This is a genomic window from Streptomyces sp. NPDC051662 (assembly GCF_040681655.1).
Lineage (GTDB): Bacteria > Actinomycetota > Actinomycetes > Streptomycetales > Streptomycetaceae > Streptomyces.
The window spans coordinates 23329-44157 of record NZ_JBFAZD010000005.1 but is presented as its reverse complement, the minus strand read 5'-3'; the positions used below and the strand labels follow the sequence as shown (position 1 = coordinate 44157).

20 protein-coding genes and 1 pseudogene are annotated in these 20829 nt (G+C 69.7%); 13 read left to right on the top strand and 8 right to left on the bottom strand.

Annotated elements, in window-relative coordinates; all coding sequences use genetic code 11:
- Nucleotides 1-116: 116 nt before the first annotated feature.
- Genes AB0M67_RS10145 through AB0M67_RS10135 form a run of 3 tightly spaced genes read right to left on the bottom strand, consistent with a single transcriptional unit; the run spans nucleotide 117 to nucleotide 3238 of the window.
- A complete protein-coding gene (locus tag AB0M67_RS10145; protein WP_365744568.1) occupies nucleotides 117-1640 on the bottom strand; it encodes a tripartite tricarboxylate transporter permease in 1524 nt (507 codons plus the stop codon).
- Nucleotides 1641-1643: 3 nt separating this feature from the next.
- Complete coding sequence (locus AB0M67_RS10140; protein WP_365744567.1) at nucleotides 1644-2255, bottom strand: tripartite tricarboxylate transporter TctB family protein; 612 nt, start codon at nucleotides 2253-2255, stop codon at nucleotides 1644-1646.
- On the bottom strand, nucleotides 2255-3238 hold the full coding sequence (locus AB0M67_RS10135) for a tripartite tricarboxylate transporter substrate binding protein (RefSeq protein WP_365744565.1): 984 nt from the start codon (nucleotides 3236-3238) through the stop codon (nucleotides 2255-2257). The genes AB0M67_RS10140 and AB0M67_RS10135 overlap by 1 nt, the downstream gene beginning before the upstream one ends.
- Nucleotides 3239-3389: 151 nt before the next feature.
- Here AB0M67_RS10135 and AB0M67_RS10130 point away from each other — a divergent pair, with 151 nt between their 5' ends.
- Nucleotides 3390-4073 (top strand): response regulator, encoded by a 684-nt coding sequence (locus AB0M67_RS10130; RefSeq protein ID WP_365745149.1) that lies wholly within the window; start codon nucleotides 3390-3392, stop codon nucleotides 4071-4073.
- Here AB0M67_RS10130 and AB0M67_RS10125 read toward each other — a convergent pair.
- Nucleotides 4055-4573, bottom strand: a complete 519-nt coding sequence (locus AB0M67_RS10125; RefSeq protein ID WP_365744563.1) for a hypothetical protein — start codon at nucleotides 4571-4573, stop codon at nucleotides 4055-4057. The genes AB0M67_RS10130 and AB0M67_RS10125 overlap by 19 nt on opposite strands.
- Nucleotides 4574-4599: 26 nt before the next feature.
- On the opposite strand from AB0M67_RS10125, the gene AB0M67_RS10120 reads away from it, so the two are divergent.
- A complete protein-coding gene (locus tag AB0M67_RS10120; protein WP_365744562.1) occupies nucleotides 4600-4845 on the top strand; it encodes a hypothetical protein in 246 nt (81 codons plus the stop codon).
- Between the two features lie 4 nt (nucleotides 4846-4849).
- Here AB0M67_RS10120 and cutA read toward each other — a convergent pair whose 3' ends face one another.
- Entirely contained in the window at nucleotides 4850-5182 is a 333-nt protein-coding gene (gene cutA / locus AB0M67_RS10115) for a divalent-cation tolerance protein CutA (protein ID WP_365744560.1), read from the bottom strand.
- A gap of 37 nt (nucleotides 5183-5219) precedes the next feature.
- Entirely contained in the window at nucleotides 5220-5858 is a 639-nt protein-coding gene (locus tag AB0M67_RS10110) for a LysE family translocator (RefSeq protein ID WP_365744558.1), read from the bottom strand.
- A gap of 194 nt (nucleotides 5859-6052) precedes the next feature.
- Here AB0M67_RS10110 and AB0M67_RS10105 point away from each other — a divergent pair, with 194 nt between their 5' ends.
- The 10 genes and pseudogenes from AB0M67_RS10105 to AB0M67_RS10060 all read left to right on the top strand — a co-directional run bounded on the left by AB0M67_RS10105 (nucleotide 6053) and on the right by AB0M67_RS10060 (nucleotide 17376).
- Nucleotides 6053-6697 carry a GntR family transcriptional regulator gene (locus tag AB0M67_RS10105; RefSeq protein WP_365744556.1) on the top strand — a complete coding sequence of 215 codons (645 nt, stop codon included), beginning with the start codon at nucleotides 6053-6055 and terminating at the stop codon, nucleotides 6695-6697.
- Nucleotides 6694-7608 (top strand): dihydrodipicolinate synthase family protein, encoded by a 915-nt coding sequence (locus tag AB0M67_RS10100; RefSeq protein ID WP_365744554.1) that lies wholly within the window; start codon nucleotides 6694-6696, stop codon nucleotides 7606-7608. The genes AB0M67_RS10105 and AB0M67_RS10100 overlap by 4 nt, the downstream gene beginning before the upstream one ends.
- Nucleotides 7605-9359 carry an L-arabinonate dehydratase gene (gene araD, locus AB0M67_RS10095; RefSeq protein WP_365744552.1) on the top strand — a complete coding sequence of 585 codons (1755 nt, stop codon included), beginning with the start codon at nucleotides 7605-7607 and terminating at the stop codon, nucleotides 9357-9359. Before AB0M67_RS10100 ends, araD begins: the two co-directional genes overlap by 4 nt.
- Nucleotides 9360-9495: 136 nt before the next feature.
- The gene (locus AB0M67_RS10090) at nucleotides 9496-10449 is read left to right on the top strand and encodes a sugar ABC transporter permease (protein WP_365744550.1); all 954 of its coding nucleotides are present in this window, start codon (nucleotides 9496-9498) and stop codon (nucleotides 10447-10449) included.
- An 8-nt stretch (nucleotides 10450-10457) separates the two neighbouring features.
- On the top strand, nucleotides 10458-11360 hold the full coding sequence (locus AB0M67_RS10085) for a carbohydrate ABC transporter permease (protein WP_365745147.1): 903 nt from the start codon (nucleotides 10458-10460) through the stop codon (nucleotides 11358-11360).
- Nucleotides 11357-12595, top strand: a complete 1239-nt coding sequence (locus tag AB0M67_RS10080; protein ID WP_365744548.1) for a Gfo/Idh/MocA family oxidoreductase — start codon at nucleotides 11357-11359, stop codon at nucleotides 12593-12595. The genes AB0M67_RS10085 and AB0M67_RS10080 overlap by 4 nt, the downstream gene beginning before the upstream one ends.
- A 29-nt stretch (nucleotides 12596-12624) precedes the next feature.
- Nucleotides 12625-13464, top strand: a complete 840-nt coding sequence (locus tag AB0M67_RS10075) for a PmoA family protein (RefSeq protein ID WP_365745145.1) — start codon at nucleotides 12625-12627, stop codon at nucleotides 13462-13464.
- A gap of 269 nt (nucleotides 13465-13733) precedes the next feature.
- Nucleotides 13734-14654, top strand: a pseudogene (locus tag AB0M67_RS10070) (pectinesterase family protein); the annotation flags it as partial.
- A gap of 37 nt (nucleotides 14655-14691) precedes the next feature.
- Nucleotides 14692-16029: a sugar ABC transporter substrate-binding protein gene (locus tag AB0M67_RS10065; RefSeq protein WP_365744546.1), complete on the top strand. Its 1338-nt coding sequence runs from the start codon at nucleotides 14692-14694 to the stop codon at nucleotides 16027-16029.
- A gap of 18 nt (nucleotides 16030-16047) precedes the next feature.
- Nucleotides 16048-17376, top strand: coding sequence for a pectate lyase (locus tag AB0M67_RS10060; protein WP_365744544.1), 1329 nt, complete (start codon nucleotides 16048-16050; stop codon nucleotides 17374-17376).
- Nucleotides 17377-17392: 16 nt separating this feature from the next.
- On the opposite strand, the gene AB0M67_RS10055 is transcribed toward AB0M67_RS10060, so the two are convergent.
- Nucleotides 17393-18253, bottom strand: a complete 861-nt coding sequence (locus AB0M67_RS10055) for a putative protein N(5)-glutamine methyltransferase (protein WP_365744543.1) — start codon at nucleotides 18251-18253, stop codon at nucleotides 17393-17395.
- Between the two features lie 400 nt (nucleotides 18254-18653).
- Between AB0M67_RS10055 and AB0M67_RS10050 the strand changes: the two genes are divergently transcribed.
- Nucleotides 18654-19718 (top strand): lytic polysaccharide monooxygenase, encoded by a 1065-nt coding sequence (locus AB0M67_RS10050; protein ID WP_365744541.1) that lies wholly within the window; start codon nucleotides 18654-18656, stop codon nucleotides 19716-19718.
- Between the two features lie 162 nt (nucleotides 19719-19880).
- Here the strand turns inward: AB0M67_RS10050 and AB0M67_RS10045 are convergent, their stop codons facing one another.
- Nucleotides 19881-20816: an alpha/beta fold hydrolase gene (locus AB0M67_RS10045; protein ID WP_365744539.1), complete on the bottom strand. Its 936-nt coding sequence runs from the start codon at nucleotides 20814-20816 to the stop codon at nucleotides 19881-19883.
- Nucleotides 20817-20829: the final 13 nt, after the last annotated feature.

Below are 20829 nucleotides of genomic sequence, written 5' to 3'. Positions count from 1 at the left end.
TGGTGCCAGCCGCCTCTGACAACGCCCCTGACCTGGTGCCGGATACGCGCCCGCGCCCCGCGACCACCGGGGAGGCGGTCGCGGGGCGGAGCGGCCGGTGCGCGTACGTCACACCGTCAGACCGTCACGTCACTACGGTCACCGCGGTCACTACGGTCACGGCGCAGCGCGATCAACTTCTTCACCCCCGGCCAGGCGAGCAGCAGCACGATCACCGCGTACACCGTCACGGAGAAGGGCGTGTTGACCAGTCCGGTCACACTTCCGTCGCTGATCTGGAGCGCGCGCCGCAGCTGCTGTTCGGCGGCCGGGCCCAGGATGACGCCGATCACGGCCGGCAGCACCGGCAGTCCGTACCGCCGCATACCGAAGCCGATCAGACCGATGATCAGCAGGATGATCAGGTCCAGCGCCTCCCCGCCGACCGCGTACGCGCCGACGGCCGCGAAGAAGAGGATGCCTGCGTAGAGATACGGGCGCGGGACGCGCAGCAGCTTGGCCCAGACCGGCGCGAGCGGCAGATTGAGCGCGAGCAGCAGCACCATACCGACGAAGAGCGAGGCGATCAGGCCCCAGACCAGGTCGGGTTCGCGTTCGAAGAGCAGTGGTCCCGGCTGGATGCCGTACTGCTGGAAGGCGGCCAGCATCACGGCCGCGACGGCCGTCGTGGGCAGCCCGAGGGTCAGCATCGAGACCAGCGTCCCGGCCGCCGAGGCGGAGGCCGCGGACTCGGGTCCCGCCACGCCCTCGATGGCGCCCTTGCCGAACTCGTCCTTGTGCTTGGAGAGCCGCTTCTCCGTGACGTACGAGAGGAACGTGGGGATCTCCGCGCCGCCCGCCGGGATCGCGCCGAACGGGAATCCGATGAGCGGTCCGCGCAGCCAGGGCCGCCAGGTGCGGCGTACGTCCTTCTTGCCGAGCCAGGGGCGGCCGACCGGAATCGCCTCGTTCGTGTTGCGCCGCAGATGCGCGGCCACCCACAGGGCCTCGCCGATCGCGAAGAGCCCGACCGCGACGATCACCACGTCGATACCGTCGGCGAGCTGGAGCGTGCCGAAGGTCAGCCGCTGCTGACCGGTCATCTGGTCGAGGCCGACCAGACCGAGTGTGAGTCCGATGAGCAGCGAGGCGAGTCCGCGGACCCGGGAGGAGCCGAGGACGGAGGTGACGGCGATGAACGCCAGCACCATGATCGCGAAGTAGTCGGGGGCGCCGATGTCCACCGCGAGCGAGGCCACGGTGGGTGCGAGGACCACCAGCAGGATCGTGCCGATCATGCCGCCGGCGAAGTGCCCGCCGGCCGCGGCGGCGAGCGCCTGCGCTCCCCGTCCGGCCTTGGCCATCGGGTTGCCCTCGATGGCGGCCACGACGGCGGCGCTCTCACCTGGGGTGTTGAGCAGGATCGAGGTGGTCGAGCCGCCGAACATCGCGCCGTAGTAGATACCGGCGAACATGATGAACGCGCCGGTCGGTTCGAGCCCGTAGGTCACCGGGAGCAGCAGCGCGACCGCCATGGCGGGGCCGATGCCGGGCAGGACCCCGATGGCCGTGCCGAGCAGCACGCCTATCGCGGCCCAGAGCAGATTCATCGGCGTGAGCGCCGTACCGAAGCCGTCGATGAGCGAATTCAGGGAGTCCATCGGTTACAGCACCCCCATCAGCGGGCCACCGGGGAGGGGGACACCGAGCAGGTTGTTGAAGACGAAGAAGGTGATCAGCGCGAGGCCCGCGGCGATCAGCGGATCACGGTCGTGGTGGCGGCTGCCGAGCGCGTACGCCGAGCCCCAGAAGAGCAGGGCGCCGGAGATCGGGAAGCCGAGCGGGCCGATGAGGACGGCGTTGCCGAGGAAGACACCGGCGAGCAGCAGTACGGTCCGCCAGTCGCTGGGCTCCGCCAGGTCGATGTCCTCGCCGCCCTCCGCCTCGCCGCGGCCACCGCGCAGGACGTCGAGGGTGAGCAGTACGGCGACGACGACCAGGGCGATGCCGACGACGATCGGGACGGTCTTGGGGCCGACGGGGCCGCGCTGGGCGATGTCGACGTTCATGGTGAGCGCGTCGGTGAGGACGAGGACACCGAGGACGAGCAGGAGGAGCCCGACGCCGATCTCGGAGTGCTCACGCAGCCAGGAGCGGGCGCCGGGGCCGGTGCCCGGTGTTCCGGGGGCTCCGGACGCCGCGGCGACTCCTGAGGTTCCGGATACTCCGGTCGCTTCGGGCTTGTTCGGGGTTTCCGGCGTGCCGATGGGTGTCATCACAGTCCCAGCTCCTTGAGGACCGAGTCCACGCGGCGGTCTTCCTCGGCGAGGAAGTCACCGAACTTCTCGCCGGTCAGGAACGCGTCGTCCCAGCCGTTCTTCTTGAGGGAGTCCCGCCACTGGGACGTGTCGTGGAGCTTCTCGATGAAGGCGAGCAGCTTGGTGCGCTCGGCGTCGGAGATCCCCGGCGGGGCGACGATGCCGCGCCAGTTGGTGAAGTCGGTGTCGAGGCCGGACTCGCGCAGGGTGGGGGCGTCCAGGCCGGGGATCCGCTCGGGGCCGGTGACCGCGAGCAGCCGCAGCTCGCCCGACTCGATCTGGTCGCGGTACTCGCCGAGGCCGGAGACGCCGAAGGAGACCTTGTTGCCGAGGATCGAGGCGAGGAGTTCGCCGCCGCCGTCGAACGGGACGTAGTTGACCGTCTTCGGCGCGATCCCCGCGGCCTGCGCCATCAGCATGGGGGCGAGATGGTCGGGTCCCCCGGGGGCCGAGCCGCCGCCGACGGGGACCTTGGCCGGATTGGCCTTCCATGCCGTCAGCAGGTCGTCGATGGTCTTGAACGGGGAGTCCTTGCTGACGACGACGATGTCCGATTCCTCGGTGATCCGGGCGATCGGGGTCGTGTCGGCGAGGGTCTTGGGCGACTTGTTGGTGTGGACGGCGCCGACCACCCCGAGCCCCATGGACATCGCGAGCTTGCCATTGCCGTGTTCACCGACGAGCCGGGCGAGACCGACGGTGCCGCCGGCCCCGGGCAGGTTGAACACCTCGATGTTGTGGGTGAGTCCGGCGTCCTCGGCGTTCTTGGCCATGGTGCGGGCCGTGATGTCGTAACCGCCGCCGGGGGTGTTGGGGACCATGAAGCGCAGGCCGGGGATCTGCGTACCGGTGTCGTCGCCGCTGCCCGCGGTGAGCAGCGGTGGCCCCACCAGCACCAGCAGCGCCGACCCCAGCAGGGCCAGGGGGGTGCGCAATCGCACGTGTGCCGCCTTTCGAAATGCTGTGCGTGAAGAGAAGTGAGCGAAAAGCTGTGAAGTGGGCCACATGTTGCCTTCGCGTTAACAAGCTGTCTCTCTTCCGGAATCAACGGACGTTGTGGTCGTTGTGGTCGCGGCCTAGCGTGTCGGCGTGATGAAAGTGCTGGTGGTGGACGACGACTTCATGGTCGCGAAGCTGCACAGCCGCTATGTGTCCGCGATGGACGGGTTTACGGTCGTCGGGGTGGCTCACAGCGGTGCGGAAGCCCTGCGCGCCGCCGAGCGGCTGTGGCCGGACCTTGTCCTGCTCGACATCTATCTGCCCGATATGGACGGGATCGCCGTACTGCGCGAGCTACGGGCTGCGGAGGAACGGGACCGAAGACCCAACAGCGTCGACGCCCTGTTCATCACGGCGGCGCGGGACGCGGGGGTGATCAGGGCGGCGCTGCGGGCCGGCGCCCTGCACTATCTGATCAAGCCCTTCAGCCAGGCGGCACTCCAGGAGCAGCTGCGCCATGTCGCCTCCCTGCGCTCGCGGCTGGCCGGTCTGGGCGAGGCGCGCCAGGAAGACGTGGACCAGATCTTCGGCACCCGACCGCCCGGCAGCCGCGGCCTCCCGAAGGGCCTCGCCCCGCACACGGCCGATCTGGTGGAACGCGTCCTGCGCGAACACGAGGACGGCCTCTCGGCCACGGAATGCGCCGAGGCGGGCGCCCTGTCGCGGGTGAGCGCGCGCCGCTACCTGGAGTACTTCGCGACCACGGGCAGGGCGGAGATCACCCTGCGCTACGGCGGCACGGGCCGCCCGGAACGCCGCTACCGCTGGCGGGGCTGAACACGTCGCCGGGGGTTGTCCAGCCACACCCGGTGCTCGTCATCGGCCGTGACGGTGAGGCCGAACCGTTCCAGTCCGGGCCGATCCCGCGCGACCCACCAGCGGTGGGCCGCCTCGATCTCGTCCCAGAGCCGACGCGGTCCCGACTGACGGACCTCCAACGACTCGGCGCCCCGTACGGAGTCCACCGTGGTCCACGAGGTGACACCCGTGTCGAAGAACCACCACGTCCAGCCGCCGCCCTCCGGCGACCGCCGGTAGTAGAGGTCCGGCACCAGCAGCCCGAGGAGGAAGGTCAGCCAGCTGCCCCGGAACGTCTCCGGGTCGAGCGACGTGGACTCGCGCGGAGCGTCACCCGGCCACTCACCCGGCAGATAGTCGTCCACGGACGGGGCCCGGTACCTCTGCCGCCGGAGCCGCATGAACGCGGAAGAACGTGTGAACGCGCCCGAGGCCGAGCCGTCCCCGCCCACGACCAGCCGGGCGATCGCGCCGACCACTTCGCGCGGTCCCTGTCCTGGAAGACGTGCTGGCGCGATACGACAACACCCACGCACGCGACAAGAGCCTGTATCTCTCGTGGCTCGCCGACTCCTACCTGGCCGCCGGAGAAGTCGAACAGGCTGCCGCTGTCACCTGCCGCGCGCTGGAACTGTCAGCCGGGGTGGCCTCCGTGCGCCCGCGCGCGCGTCTGGCTCCGATCCTTCGACAGCTCAGGGATCACCACGACGTCCCGGCTGTGGCCGATGTTCTGGAAAGAGCGAAACCCTGAGAAGTCAGTCCGCGGCGTCCAGGTCCGTGGTCTTTTCCACCCACCGCAGATAGGCATCCGATCCCGCGACGATCGGCACAGCCGAGACTTCCGGGTTCTTCCACGGATGGTGCCGCAGCAGATGCGCCTCAAGATCGGCGTAACGATCGGCGCGGGTCTTGAACAAGAGCTGCCACTCCTCCGCGGTCCCGAACTCGCCCTGATGCCAGAAGGTGGAGATCACGGGCCCGACGATCTGGGCACCGGCCGCGAGCCGCCCTTCCACCACCGAGCGTGCCAGCCTCTCGGCCTCCTCCCGGTTCTCCGTCGCCGTCGACACCTGAAGCAGATCAACCATGCGCTGAGCCTAACGCGGCACACCTACCCCTGAAGCGCTACTCCTTGTGGCCTGTCGTGGCGACCGTGACGCCGAGGCCGATCATCGTGAGCCCACCCGCCCCGCCGACCAGGGAGAGCCGCCGGGGTGAGCGGGCGAACCAGCTCCGTGTGGTGGCCGCGACCAGTCCCCATACGCTGTCGCAGGCCAGTGCGATGACATTGAAGACCAGCCCCAGCAAGAGCATCTGAACCGTGGCGTGGCCCCGCTCGCGGTCGACGAACTGGGGCAGTACGGCCGCGAAGAACACCATGGTCTTGGGGTTCGCCACGCCGACCGCGAACCCTTCCCACACTGTGCGCAGGCCGCTGTGCGCGGGACCCTCACCGGCGAACGCGGCGCGCATCGAGCCGCGTTGCCGCACCGCCTTGACGCCGAGGTACACCAAGTACGCGGCGCCCACGAGCTTCAGCGTCGTGAAGACGAGCACCGAGCGCTCCACGACGGCGCCGACCCCGAGGGCCACGGCCACGACGAGCACGCAGGCTCCGAGCGTGTTCCCCACGACCGTGGTCAGCGCGGCCCGGCGCCCCTGTGCCAGGGCCCGCCCGATCACGAACAGCACGCTGGGGCCGGGGATCACGATCAGCAGGAACGACATGGCCGCGAACGCCAGCAGTCGGTCGGTGGACACCATGAGGCACATGTAAGCACGGGGACGGCTCACGCCCGCAGCCCTTTTCCGCACGCCGGATCGCGCCCCGCACTTCATAGAAAGCGCTTCACCCAACTTCTGCGCGAAGCATTGACGAGACATCGGGGCCAGCCCTAGCTTCATCGGCGTCGTACTTCGTACGTCATATATGAGACACGACATGTGAAAGAGCGCCCATGGCCTTCGCCCCGAGTCCGATCCCCTCCCGCACCCAGTACGTTCTGGAAGCGATCAAACACGGCATCCTCACCGGCGGCCTCAGCCCCGGTCAGGCCCTGGTCGAGACCGAACTGGCCGCGCGGTTCGGGGTGTCGAAGACTCCGGTACGGGAGGCGCTGAAGACCCTGGCGGGCACCGGCCTCGTCGTGATGAGCCAGTTCAAGGGCGTCACCGTCCGTACGGTCGACGCGGCCATGGCGCATGAGGTCTATGACGTACGGCTGTTGCTCGAACCGGAGGCGCTCCGCCGCTCCCTGACCCGCCGCGCCTCGCTGGAGCCCGCGCGGGAAGCCCTGGTCAAGGCCGACGAGGCGGCGGACCGGGCCGAACGGTCGCTCGCCAACCGGGAGTTCCACCGGGCGCTGTATCTCCCCTGCGGCAATCCGCTGCTGGCCAGGATGCTCGACGAGGTACGGGACCAGGCGGCCCTCGTCTCGACCGTCGCCTGGGCCGCCGTCCCGTCCTGGGAGCAGGAGGCGGGAGAACACCGGGAGATCCTGCGGCTCGCGCTCGCGGGTGACGCCGAGGGCGCCGCCCGGGCCCTGCACGACCACATCGCCTCATTCGTACAGCGGGCGTTCCCCGAGGGAGACCACGCATGACGACCAGCCCTGATCTCGACTCGTCGCGGGACGCGCTCGCCGATGTCGTGGCGATCCCCGTCACACCGTTCGGCGACGACGACACGCTCGACACCGCGGCCCATCGCGCTCTGCTGCGCCGGCTGCTCGACGGCGGCGTACGCACCCTCACCCCGAACGGCAACACGGGTGAGTACTACGCTCTCAGCCCCGACGAGCGCCGCACGGTCACCGAGCTGACCATCGAGGAGTCGGCGGGCCGGGCCTCGGTGCTGGTCGGTATCGGTCTCGATCTGCCGACGGCCGTGGCCTCGGCGGCGCATGCCCGGGAGGCCGGGGCCGGGATGGTGATGGTCCATCAGCCCGTGCACCCCTATGTGTCACAGGCCGGCTGGATCGACTACCACCGCACCATCGCGGACGCGGTGCCCGAGCTGGGCGTCGTCCCGTACATCCGCAATCCGCGGCTGGGCGGCGCGAGCCTCGCGACGCTCGGGGAGCTGTGCCCCAATGTCATCGGAGCGAAGTACGCCGTGCCGGACGCGGCCGGCTTCGCGGCCTTCGCGCGGGACGCGGGTCTGGAGCGCTTCGTCTGGGTGGCGGGGCTCGCCGAGCTGTACGCCCCCTCGTACTTCGCGGGCGGGGCCACCGGCTTCACCTCGGGCCTCGTCAATGTCGCCCCGGCCGTCTCGCTGGGGATGCTGGAGGCGCTGCGGGCCGGGGACTACGCCGCCGCCATGAAGGTGTGGGAGCAGATCAGGCCGTTCGAGGAGCTACGGTCCGCGCGGCAGTCCGCCGACAATGTGACGGTGGTGAAGGAGGCGCTGGCCGCCCTCGGTCTGTGCCGGCGCGACATCCGCCCGCCGAGCCGCGCCCTGCCCGAGGAGTTGCGTGCCGATGTCGCCGCGATGGTGGCGGGGTGGGCGATATGACCGAACCGCCCGAGGGGGCGACCGTACGCCCCGAGGACCTGCGCAGTCACCGCTGGTACGGGGGCGGCGACGCCGCGACCGGTCTCCGCTCCTTCAGCCACCGGGCCCGCACCCGTCAGCTCGGCTATCTGCCCGAGGAGCATCTGGGCAAGCCCGTCATCGCGATCCTCAACACCTGGTCCGACATCAACCCCTGCCATGTCCATCTGCGGGAGCGCGCGCAGGCGGTGAAGCGCGGGGTGTGGCAAGCCGGTGGATTCCCGCTGGAGTTCCCGGTCTCCACGCTCTCCGAGACATTCCAGAAGCCCACGCCCATGCTCTACCGCAATCTGCTGGCGATGGAGACGGAGGAGCTGCTCCGCTCCTATCCGGTCGACGGCGCGGTGCTGATGGGCGGCTGCGACAAGACGACACCGGCGCTGCTGATGGGCGCGGCGAGCGTCGATCTGCCGGCCGTCTTCGTACCCGCCGGACCCATGCTGCCGGGGCACTGGCGCGATGAGGTGCTCGGGTCGGGCACGGACATGTGGAAGTACTGGGACGACAAGCGGGCCGGGCTGATCGGCGACGCCGAGCTGGCCGAGCTGGAGAACGGTCTGGCCCGCTCGCCCGGTCACTGCATGACAATGGGCACCGCCTCCACGCTCACCGCCGCCGCCGAGGCGCTGGGCGTCACCATGCCAGGGGCCTCCTCGATCCCGGCGGTGGACTCCGGACACGACCGGATGGCCGCCGCCTCCGGCCGGCGCGTGGTGGAGCTGGTCCGTCACGATCTGCGGCTCTCGAAGATCCTGACCCGGGAGGCGTACGAGGACGCGGTGGTCACCGTCCTCGCGCTGGGCGGCTCGACGAACGCGGTGATCCATCTGATCGCGATGGCGGGACGCTCGGGGATCCGGCTCACCCTCGACGACTTCGACAAGGCCGCGCGTACGGTGCCTGTCCTGGCGAACCTCCGTCCCGGCGGCCGGTATCTGATGGAGGACTTCCATTTCGCCGGCGGACTTCCCGCGTTTCTGGGGCAGTTGACGGACGTACTGCATCTGGACCGGCCGACCGTCGCACACCCCAGCCTGCGGGAGCAGCTCGACGGTGTGCTCGTCCACAACCCGGAGGTGATCCGGCCGCGCGAGAACCCTCTCGCGGCGGAGGGCGGGGTGGCGGTGCTGCGCGGCAATCTCTGCCCCGACGGCGCGGTCATCAAGCACATCGCCGCCGAACCGCGGCTGCTCGAACACACCGGTCCCGCCGTGGTCTTCGACGACTACCGGACGATGCAGCGGACCATCAACGACCCGCAGCTCGGCATCACACCCGGTCATGTGCTCGTACTGCGCAACGCGGGCCCCAAGGGCGGGCCCGGTATGCCGGAGTACGGGATGCTGCCGATCCCGGACTATCTGCTCAAGCAGGGGGTGCGGGACATGGTCCGGATCTCCGACGCGCGGATGAGCGGCACGAGTTATGGCGCGTGCGTCCTGCACATCGCTCCCGAGTCCTATGTCGGCGGGCCGCTCGCGCTCGTACGCACCGGCGACACCATCACCCTCGATGTCGGGGCCCGCAGTCTCCATCTCCATCTGTCGGACGAGGAGCTGGCGCGGCGACGGGACGAGTGGACACCGCCGCCCGAGCGCTACCGGCGTGGTTACGGCGCCCTCTACGACGAACAGATCACCCAGGCCGACACCGGCTGCGACTTCACCTTCCTGGCGAGGCCCGGCGAGGTGCCCGACCCGTACGTGGGCTGAGCCGGCGGTCGCACGACCCCCGTCCCGGTCCGTCCCCGCTCGTTCGATCCCACTCGTTCGCCCCCATCCATTGATTCGGTTCGGCATATCGAACACCGTCTGCGAAGCGCTTCACCAAAGGAACGGAGAAGCAGTCATGGCCTCAGCTGTGGCGCAGGACCCACCAGGGGCTCCACCGCCCCGGACGCCCGGAAGACCGGGGCGCCGTACGGGAGCCACTCCACGCCGTCTCCCGTATCTGCTGATCGCCCCCGCCGGACTGCTGATGCTCGGCTTCATCGCCTATCCGATGCTCAGCGTCTTCTACTACAGCCTCCAGAACCACAACGTCACCAAGCCCTGGCGGAACGGCTTCGCCGGCCTCGACAACTTCCGGCGGATCTTCACCGACGACCCGCTGTTCTGGGACAGCCTCGTCTTCAGCGGCAAATGGGTCGTCACGGAAGTCACGCTCCAACTGGCCCTGGGGCTGGTGCTGGCGCTGCTCGTCAACCAGACCTTCGTGGGCCGCGCGGTGGCCCGCGCCCTGGTCTTCTCGCCCTGGGCCGTCTCCGGCGTGCTGACGACCACCATCTGGCTGCTGCTCTACAACCCGTCCACGGGCGTCGGCCGCTATCTCGCGGACGCGGGCATCGGTGAGTACGGCTCCTCCGTGCTCTCCGACACCGGCACCGTCTTCTGGGCCGCCGTACTGGCCAAACTCTGGCGCGGTGTGCCGTTCTTCGCGATCCTCATCCTCGCCGACCTCCAGTCCATCCCCGGCGATCTGTACGAGGCCGCCTCGGTCGACGGGGCGAACCGGTTCCGGCAGTTCTTCCACATCACACTCCCCCATCTCAGGGACGCGATCATCCTCTCCACACTGCTCCGGGCCGTGTGGGAGTTCAACAACGTCGATCTGCTGCTGACCCTCACCGAGGGCGGTCCTGCCGGTGTCACCACCACACTGCCGCTGTATGTGGCCGTCACCGGTTTCGAGGCGCACGACTTCGGCTACGCGACCGCGCTGACGACCGTCGCCTTCGCGATCCTCCTCTTCTGCTCGATCCTCTATCTCCGCCTGAGCAAGTTCGGAGGCGACCACAAGTGACCGCTGTCATCACCGAGAGGGGCCGGCCCGCCACGCCCGCGGACGGCGGCCGGAAGTCCCCGCCCCCGCGGCGGAGGCGGCGCGGGCGGCGCGAGCGGGCCTTCGACGAGGTCCCCCGGTGGCAGATCTATCTGCCGCTCGGCCTCTATCTGCTCTTCACCCTCGTCCCCTTCTACTGGATGCTGCTCTTCTCGCTGCGGCCCGCGGGCTCCACCTCGCTGGTGCCCTGGCCGGTCACCTTCGACCACTTCGAGAAGGTCTGGAACGAACGCAGCTTCTCGGTCTTCTTCCAGAACAGCGCGCTGATCGGGGTCTTCACCCTGATCTGTACGACGGGGGTCGCGCTGGCCGGCGGCTACGCCCTGGCGCGCTTCGACTTCCGTATCAAGCAGGGCTTCATGCTGGCGCTGCTGTGCTCACAGTTCATCCCGGGCGCGCTGATGCTGGTCCCGCTGTTCCAGATCTTCAAGAACCTCTCCCTGATCAACTCCCCGCTGAGCGTGGTCATCGCGGAGACGGTCTTCCAGCTCCCGCTGTCGATCATTCTGATCAGCGGCTTCATCAAGAACGTGCCGTACTCCCTGGAGGAGGCGGCCTGGGTGGACGGCTGCTCACGGCTCCAGGCGTTCCGTATCGTCGTCCTGCCCATGCTGCGGCCCGGTCTGATCGCCGTCGGCTCCTTCGCCTTCGTCCACAGCTGGAACCACTTCCTCTTCGCGCTGATGTTCCTGATGGACCAGGACAAGCAGACGATCCCGGTCGGTCTGTCCACCCTCATCGGCGCGGACAGTGTGGACTTCGGGGCGCTCGCCGCGGGCGGTGTGATCTCCGCCGTGCCGGTGGTCATCGTCTTCGCGTTCATCCAGAAGTGGCTGATCACCGGCTTCAGCGCGGGGGCGGTGAAGGGATGAGCCTCCCCGTCCTGCTGGCAGGGGCGCGCGGTCACGGCCGTACGCATCTGCGCACCATCCGCCGTCTCGAACACACCGGACAGGTACGGCTCGTGGGCATCTGCGAGCTGGAGCCACTGAGCCCGCGCGAGCTGGCCGACGCCGGTTACGGCGCCCCCGGGCCCGCGCAGTCCGCCGACTTCGGCGAGCTGCTGGAACGCACGGGCGCGCGGATCGCGGTCATCTGCACCCCCATTCACACGCACACGGATCTGGCCCTCACCGCCGCGGCCCACGGTGTGCACACACTGCTGGAGAAGCCGACCACACCGTCGTTCGCGGAGTACGAACGGCTGCTGGCCGGCCTCGATGAGCGGGGCACGGCCTGCCAGGTCGGGTTCCAGTCGCTCGGCTCCCACGCGGTGGGCGCGATACAGGAGTTGATCGCGGAAGGGGCGATCGGACGGCTGCGCGGGATCGGCGCCGCCGGGGCGTGGGTGCGCGACGAGGCGTACTTCCGGCGGGTCCCCTGGGCCGGACACCGCACCCTGAACGGGCGTGATGTCGTGGACGGGGTGCTCACCAATCCCCTCGCGCACGCGGTGGCGACCGCCCTGCGCATCGACGGCAGCGACCTGGCCGAGGACATCTCCGAGTCGGAGGTCGAGCAGTACCGGGCGCATGACATCGAGGCCGACGACACCAGCTGTCTGCGGCTGAGGACAGCGAGGGGGACCCGGATCACGGTCGCCGTCACCCTGTGCGCGGAGCGGAACGCGGACCCGTACGTCCTGGTCCACGGCACGGAGGGCCGGATCACCTTCTGGTACAAGCAGGACCGGGTGCTGGTGGAGCGCGCGGGCGTGGGCCCGGTCGAGACCGTCCACTCGCGTACCGGCCTGCTGGAGAATCTGGTCGCGCATCTGCGCGGCGACAGCGCTCTTCTCGTACCGCCCCGCCGTACGGGCGCCTTCATGCGGATCGTCGAGGCCATCAGGACCGGGCCGCTCCCCGAGCCGCTGCCCGCGGACGCCTGGTACAGCGCGCCCGGCGAGCAGGCACCGCGCCGGATCGTCAAAGGCGTCGACGCGCTGATCGAGGAGAGCGCGAACTCCCTGGCCACCTTCTCCGAACTGGGCGCGAGCTGGGCCGTGCCCCCGGCGCCGGTGCTGTCGGCGCGGGTGCCCCCGGTCCGTGCGCTGCCGACCCGTGCGCTGCCGGAGCAGGAGCCGCCGGAGCGGGTGGATCCGCGGTGAGCGGGGCACGGCTCTCCCGGGCGCGAGAGGTGACGGTACTGCGCTGTGACGTCGGGCCCGTGGCCGACTACGTACACCGGCCGCGGCTGGCCGGGACGCTGTCGCCGCGACCGTATCTGCATCCCGTACGGACCCTCGGCGGTGTCACGGTCACGGAGCTCGGCCCCGCCGACCACCCGCACCACCTGGGCGTCTCCATGGCGGTGCCGGACGTCGCGGGCGCCAACTTCTGGGGCGGGCGGACGTACGTACGCGACCAGGGCCCCGTATGGCTGGCCAACCATGGCGCGCAGCGGCACACGGACTGGCTGCTGCGCGATCCCGACGGTTGTGTCCAGGAGCTGTGCTGGACGCACGGCGACCGTCAACTGCTCAAGGAGCGCCGCACGATCAGCGCTCTCGCCCTCTCCGGCGACGCGTGGGTCCTCGACTTCACCTCGTCGCTGACCAATGTGTCGGACGGGGAACTGTCGCTCGGCAGCCCGGCCACCAACGGCCGTACGGGGGCGGGGTACGGGGGATTCTTCTGGCGTGCGCCCAAGGAGGACGCGGCCGGCCCGGCGCCCGACGTCTTCACCGAGGGCGCGGCCGGCGAGCACGCGGTGCACGGGAGCACCGCGCCCTGGCTGGCGCTGGCGGGCCGGGACTGGACGCTGATCTTCGCCGGGGCGAACCGGGAGACCCGCGAGGACCCCTGGTTCGTCCGTACCACCGAGTATCCGGGGGTCGGCTCCGCGCTGGCCTGGCGGCGGCGGCTGCCGCTGCCCGCGGGCGGCAGCGTCTCCCGGCGCGTGGTGACGGTCGTCGCGGACGGCCGGCTCGACCGGCGGGCCGCCGCCGCGCTCGCGCGCAAGGCGGTGGCGGTATGAGCAGGCCGCGCCGCGCCCGCACCACCACGTAGCACACCGCCTTCGGACATACGCCTGTGAGGAGAGCCGCAATGACGCCGCACCTACGCAGCGAGCGCTTCCGGACCGTTGCCACTGCCTGTCCGGCCACACTGACCGCACTGACCGCACTCACCGCACTCACCGCGCTTTTCGCGCTCTTCGCGGCCCTGGTCGCGCCCCCTGCCCATGCCGCGGACCACCCGTACGCGCACCACCCGTCCCCGCACCCGTCCCCGCACCGGGCCGCCGTCCTCCATGTCCCGGCCGATCACCCCACCGTCCAGGCCGCCGTGGACGCCGTCCCCGCGGGCAACACCGCCGAGGTCACCATCGCGATCGCTCCCGGTACGTACCGGGAGCAGGTACGGATCCCGGCGACGAAGCCGCATCTGGTCCTCCAGGGCACCGGACGCGACCGCTCCGGAACGGTGATCGTCTTCAACACCCCGAACGAGTACGGCGGTTCGAGCGGCAGCGCCACCGTCCTGATCGCCGCGAACGATGTCACCGCGCGCAATCTGACCTTCGTCAACGACTTCGACGAGGCGGCGCACGAGCTCAACAACGAGCAGGCCCTGGCGATGAAGACGACAGGCGACCGCGTCGTCTTCGACAACACCGCCTTCAAGGGCAACCAGGACACCCTGATGACGGACAGTCCCCAACTGACCGCGGTCAGCCGGGTCTATCTCCGTGACACGTACATCGAGGGCGATGTCGACTTCATCTACGGGCGGGCCACCACCGTCATCGACCGCTCCGTCATCAGGGCGCTCAGCCGCGGCTCCGGGACCAACAACGGCTACATCACGGCGGCTTCGACCTGGAAGGGCAACCCGTACGGCTTTCTGATCACCGGCAGCCGGGTGCTCAGCGACGCGCCCGCGGGGACCTTCCATCTCGGCCGGCCCTGGCACCCGGGCGGTGAGCCCGACGCCGTCGCCCAGGTGTTGTTCCGGGACACCGAACTGCCCGCGGCCATCAAGTCCTCGCCGTGGACCGACATGAGCGGCTTCCCGTGGCGTGAGGCGCGGTTCGCCGAGTACCGGACGTACGGCCCCGGGGCGGCCGTGACGCCCGACCGTCCGCGGCTGACGGACACCGAGGCCGCCGTTCACCAGGTGTCGAACTACCTCGCGGGCGCCGATGGCTGGGCGCCCCACCGATGAACTCAGCAGAGAACCCACCGAGAGAGAAGAGCCGGCCATGAGGATCTCCAGGACGTACAGAGGGCGGGCGGTCGCGGCCGTCTCCCTGACGGCGGTACTCGCCCTGACGGCGACCGCGTGCGGTGACGACGGAAGCGGCGGGAGCGGTGGCGAAGGCTCCGGCAAGGGGGAGATCACCCTCTGGGACAACAACACGGGTGAGCGCCGGGAGATCTGGGCTCGGATCATCAAAGACTTCGAGAAGCAGAACCCGGACATCAAGGTCAAGTACGTCGGCCTCCCGATCGACCAGGTCCAGGCGAAGTACGACACGGCGATCGAGGGCGGCGGGCTGCCGGACGTCGGCGGTGTCGGTACCGCGTACCTCTCCAACCTGGTGATACGGGACGTCCTGGAGCCGCTCGACGACCGTATCGACGCGGGTGGGCTCAAGGGCAGGCTCGTGCCGGCGCTGGTGGACAGCGTCAAGGCGGCGGGCGGCCGGGGGGACGCCATGTACTCGGTGCCGACCTCCACCAACAACGGCACGCTCTGGTACCGCACGGACCTGTTCGCGCGGGCCGGGCTCGAACCGCCCACCACCTGGTCGTCGTTCTACGCGGCGGCGGACAAGCTCACCAAGGCGGGGACGGACCAGTTCGGTTACACCATCCGGGGCGGCGCGGGTTCCATCGCCCCGGCGATGGACGCGATGTACGGACAGTCCGGCATCACGTCGTTCTGGGACGGTGACAGGACGACCGTCAATGATCCGAGGAATGTGGCGGCGCTGGAGAAGTATGTCGCCCTCTACAAGAAGGTGACACCGTCCGCAGACGTCAACAATGACTTCATCAAGATGGTCGCCCAGTGGGACAACGGCACCATCGGCATGCTGACCCACAATCTCGCCTCGTACCAGGACCATGTGAAGGCGTTGGGGAACGAGAAGTTCAAGGGCCTCCCCTACCCGGCCCAGGAGGACGGCACGCGCGTCCAGGTCTCCAACCCGGTGGACGGTCTGGGCCTGTTCAAGAACAGCGAGAACAAGGCCGCCGCCTGGAAGCTCATCGAATTCGCCGCCTCCCACGCGTCGAACAGCGCGTGGAACGAGTCGGCGGGGTCCATTCCGGCGAACACCGACGCCGCCGACGACGCCTGGATCCAGCAGGCGGAGCCGACCGCCGCCGCGATGAAGGCGCTCAGCGACGGCTCGACCACGATCGTCAACCTGCCGTACTACCTGCCCGACTGGAACACGATCAGCAAGAGCGGCAACGAACCGAACTTCCAGAAGGTGCTGCTCGGTGACATGACCGCGAAGGAGTTCGCGGACAAGGTCGCCAAGGAGCTCAACGAGGCCCAGGCGGAGTGGAACGAACAGACCAAGAGCTGATCCGACGGAGGAGGAGTCATGCGCAGACGGAGACATCACGCACTCATCGCGGCGACGGGGCTGGCGTGCGCGCTGGCGCTGCCCCCGGCCGCCCAGGCGGCACCGGCACCAGCAGCACCGGCGCTCGCGCGGCCGTCCCCCGAACGGGCCGTCCTCGCCCCGGACGACGGCTGGGCCGCCGCGGAGGGCGGCACCACCGGCGGCCGGGCCGCCGACCCCGCACACGTCTACACCGTCACCACCTGGGCCGAGTTCAGGAAGGCGCTGGCCGACGCGGCGGGCAGCCCGTCGGTCATCCGGGTCAAGGGGACCCTGGACGCGCTCAGCGACGCCCAAGGAACCCCTCTCACCTGCGACGACTACGCGGCGGACGGCTACTCCCTCGCCAGGTACCTCGCCGCGTACGATCCGGCGGTCTGGGGCCGCGAGAACCCGGTCAGCGGCGAACAGGAGGAGCTGCGCGCCGCCTCCGCCAGGAACCAGGACGCGCAGATCAAGGCGTACGTCCCGGCCGACACGACCATCGTCGGCGTGGGGCGGGACGCCCGTATCCTCGGCGGCAGCCTCCAGGTGAAGGATGTCGACAACGTCATCATCCGCAACCTCACCTTCGAGGACACCTTCGACTGTTTCCCGCAGTGGGACCCGACGGACACCGAGCTGGGCAACTGGAACTCCGAGTACGACAACCTGGTGCTGTACAACGCCACGCATGTGTGGGTGGATCACAACACCTTCACCGACGGCCGCCGCCCGGACAGTGAACAGCCCTACCACTACGGCCGGTTGTACCAGCAGCACGACGGGGAGCTGGATATCGTCCGGGGCTCCGATCTGGTCACCGTCTCCTGGAACGTCCTCGCCGACCATGACAAGACCATGCTGATCGGCAACAGCGACAGCGCGGCCACCACCGACCGCGGCAAGCTGCGGGTCACCCTGCACCACAACCAGTTCAAGAACCTCGTCGAGCGGGCGCCCCGGGTGCGCTTCGGCCGGGTCGACACCTACAACAACCACTACATCGTCCAGCGGTCCGGCTACGGATACTCCTTCGGTATCGGTCTCGAATCCCAACTGGTCGCGGAGAAGAACGCGTTCACGATGCCGACGGGCGTGAGCGCCGGGCGGATCCTGAAGAAGTGGAAGGACTCACCGGTCACCACCGCGGACAACTACATCAACGGAAAACACATCGATCTGCTCGCCGTCCACAACGCGGAGGTCCCCGAGGAGACACTGCGCCCGGACGCGGGCTGGACACCGACGCTCCGCACCGGGGTCGACGACCCGCGCGCGGTCCCGCGTCTGGTTGACGGTGCGGCGGGCGCCGGAAAGCTCCGCTGACCGGACAGGACCTGGCCTAGGGGGCGGGCATGGTTCCCACGACGACAGTGGCGTAAAGCTCGTCGGAGCGCGCCACACGTGGGATCAGCCCGCTCCCGGCGACGGTCTCGACGGCGCGCGCCGCCTGGCGCTCGCTCGTCTCGACCAACAGGCTCCCGCCCGGGGCCAGCCAGCCCGGCGCCCGCGCGGTCACGCGCCGCAGGACGTCGAGTCCGTCCGCACCGCCGTCGAGCGCCACCCGTGCCTCATGGATACGGGCCTCAGGGGGCAGCAGTCCGACCTCCTCGGTGGGTACGTACGGCACATTGGCGAGCAGGATGTCCACCCGCCCCCGCAGAGTGGCGGGCAGCGGACCGTACAGATCGCCCTCGTACACCCGGCCGCCGACGGCCGCGACATTCCGCCGGGCGCAGCGCACCGCGGCCGGGTCGATATCGGCGGCGTACAGCTCGGCCCCGCCCAGGATCCCGGCCAGCGCCGCGCCCAGCGCACCCGAGCCGCAGCACAGGTCGACCACGACGGCTCCCGGCCCGGCGAGGGCGGTGGCGGCGACAGCGGCCTGCCGCACAAGGAATTCGGTACGGCGGCGGGGTACGAAGACCCCGGGGTCCACGGCGATCCTCAGTCCGCAGAACTCCGCCCAGCCGAGGACGTGTTCCAGCGGCAGACCCCCGACGCGCCGGTCCACCATGGCGGCGAGACCGTCCGGCGTCGCCGCCGTGGAGATGAGCAGCCGCGCCTCGTCCTCGGCGAAGACACAGCCGGCGGCGCGGAGCCTGGTGACGATGCCGGACTCGGCCGCGGACGAGGGCGGAGGAGAAGACGAGGAAGGAGAAGAAGAAGGAGAAGGAGAGGGGGAAGGAGAAGGAGCTGACATGGGAGGGGGGAGCCTTTCGGGATGCCGATGGGCACTCCCGGCGGTCAGCTATGCCTGCGGAACCGCGTGGCCGTGAGAAGGGAGCACCCGACCTGATACAGCGGTAATGGGTCTCGCCTCCTTCGGTAGATACGTCCACAGCTCGTACTGCGCTGGTCACCCTACCCGTCCCGAGGGCTTCCGGGCGACTTCCCGGGGGCTTCCCCCGGCCTTCCTGAGCGGTCTCTTAGCCGCTCCTTAAGCCGAGCATAAGGATCGCCGTCACCGGCTCCCAGCAGCCGATTTCGCGGTTCGGGGCGGCTAGTTTGCTGATCGCTGGGGCGGTACGGCGACGGGGAGGTCTCCTGCCGCTCCGGCTGTCCCCCTCCCCGCTGCCGCCGCTCCGAAGGAGAACCAGTTCATGACCGTTCGACGTACGGCCACCGGGATCGTCGTCCTCGGCCTCGCTCCGCTCGCGCTGGCCGGGCTCGCCGCGGTGCCCGCCGCCGCCCATGGTTCGATGACCGATCCGGTCAGCCGGGTCGCCGCGTGTTTCGCCGAGGGGCCGGAGAGTCCGCGGTCGGCGGCGTGCAAGGCGGCGGTCGCGGCCGGCGGGACGCAGGCGCTCTACGACTGGAACGAGGTCAATATCGCCAACGCCGCCGGGAACCACCGGCAGTTGATCCCGGACGGCAAGCTGTGCAGCGCGGGCAAGGACAAGTACAAGGGACTCGATCAGGCGCGCGGCGACTGGCCGTCGTCCGAGCTGGCACCGGGCAACCGCACCTTCCGCTACAAGGCGACCGCGCCGCACCGCGGCTCCTTCGAGCTGTATGTCACCAAGGACAGCTATGACCCGGGCAAGCCGCTGACGTGGTCGGATCTGGAGGAGAAGCCCTTCCTCAAGGTCACCGACCCGAAGCTGGAAAGCGGCGCCTATGTCTTCGACGGCGTCGTCCCGAACAAGTCGGGCCGTCATCTGATCTACTCCATCTGGCAGCGCTCGGACAGCCCCGAGGCCTTCTACACCTGCTCCGACGTGGTCTTCGGGCAGGACAACGGCGGAGCGGGCGGCGGCGCGCCGGCCGCTTCCGCGCCCACCGACGAGAAGATCGCGGACGGTACGGAGAAGTCCACCGTCGAGCACAACGGCCATGGTGACCTCGGTACCGACGCGACGAAGGTCTCGGCGAAGGACACCCCGGCCACCGCGGACACTCCGGACACCCCGGCCACCGCGGAGAAGCAGCCGGACACCAGCACCGACGTCTACTCCGACACCCGCGCCGACGCCGAGGCCGGCACCGAGGCCAACGCCCCCGAGGCGAAGAGCGCCGACGGTCAGGACACCCTCGCCGCGACCGGTGGCGACAGCACCACGTCATATCTCGCGATCGGTGGCGCGGCGGCGCTCGCCATCGGTGCCGCGGTGACCTTCGGAACCGCTCGCCGCAAGGCCGTATCGGCCGGGCGTCATAGCCGCTGACCCCCGCCGTACGGCACCGCACACTGCCTTCCGCCACCGGGAACTCCCCGGCGGCGGAAGGCAGTCGTGTGTGTATCGCGGATGTACGGGTGTACGGGTGTACGGGTGTACGGGTGTACGGGTGTACGGGTGTACGGGTGTACGGGTGTACGGGTGTACGGATCAGCCGATCACCGACGAGCAGGTGGTCGGAGTGGCCCGGGCGGGATCGAGCGCGTTGGTCACCTCGTGGAAGGCGATCCTGTCGATCGTCCCGATCGCCACATGCTCGGAGAGATCGACCGGGCACAGATCCTGGAGCAGCACATTGCGTACGTCGGGGCCGGTCAGGAACTGTGACCGGTACGGGGTGACCACCTCGTCGTACAGGGTGGCTATCACGGTGTAGCGCACCCCGGGAACGGTGTCGCCGCCCGCGTTGAGCTTGGTGAGGAAGGGGGATCCGGCCACCTGGTCGGCGAGCCCGGGGGTCTTCTCGTCCAGCAGATCGCCCGCTCCGGGGAAGTACGGCAGCAGCCGTGTCAGCCCGAGCAGTGTGCTGCCGCGGTTGGAGGGGGCGAGGCCGACCAGGGCGTTCACCTTCGCCGCCCCGCCGAGGAACTTCAGGTAGTAGCGCGGCATCATGCCGCCCTGGGAGTGGCCGACGATATCGACCTTCGCGGCGCCGGTGGCCGCGAGCACCTTGTCGACATAGGTGGCGAGTTGCCCGGCTGAGGCGTCGATGGGGCCGAGGCCGTGGAAGAACGGGACGCCGGGGAGCTGCCCGTAGTCGAGCGAGAAGACGCAGTATCCGCGGTTCACCAGATACGGGGCGAGGCCGAGCCAGTTGTCGACGGCGTTCCCGAGGGTGCCGTGGACCAGGACGACGGGACGGGGATGGGCGGCCGAGGGCTTGCAGGAGTAGTCGTTCCAGCCGCTGCTCGACGCGGCGGCAGCGGAGACATCGGAAACAGCGGAGACGGCGGAGACGGCGGCGGTGGGGGCGCCGGACACGGAGGTGGGGGAGGTGGGGGGCGCGGCAACGGCGGGGGTGGCCAGGCATACAACGGCCAGCAGCAGCGCGGTCAGTGGTCCGAGCGCGCGCTTCCAGGGCAGCATCGTGTGATCTCCT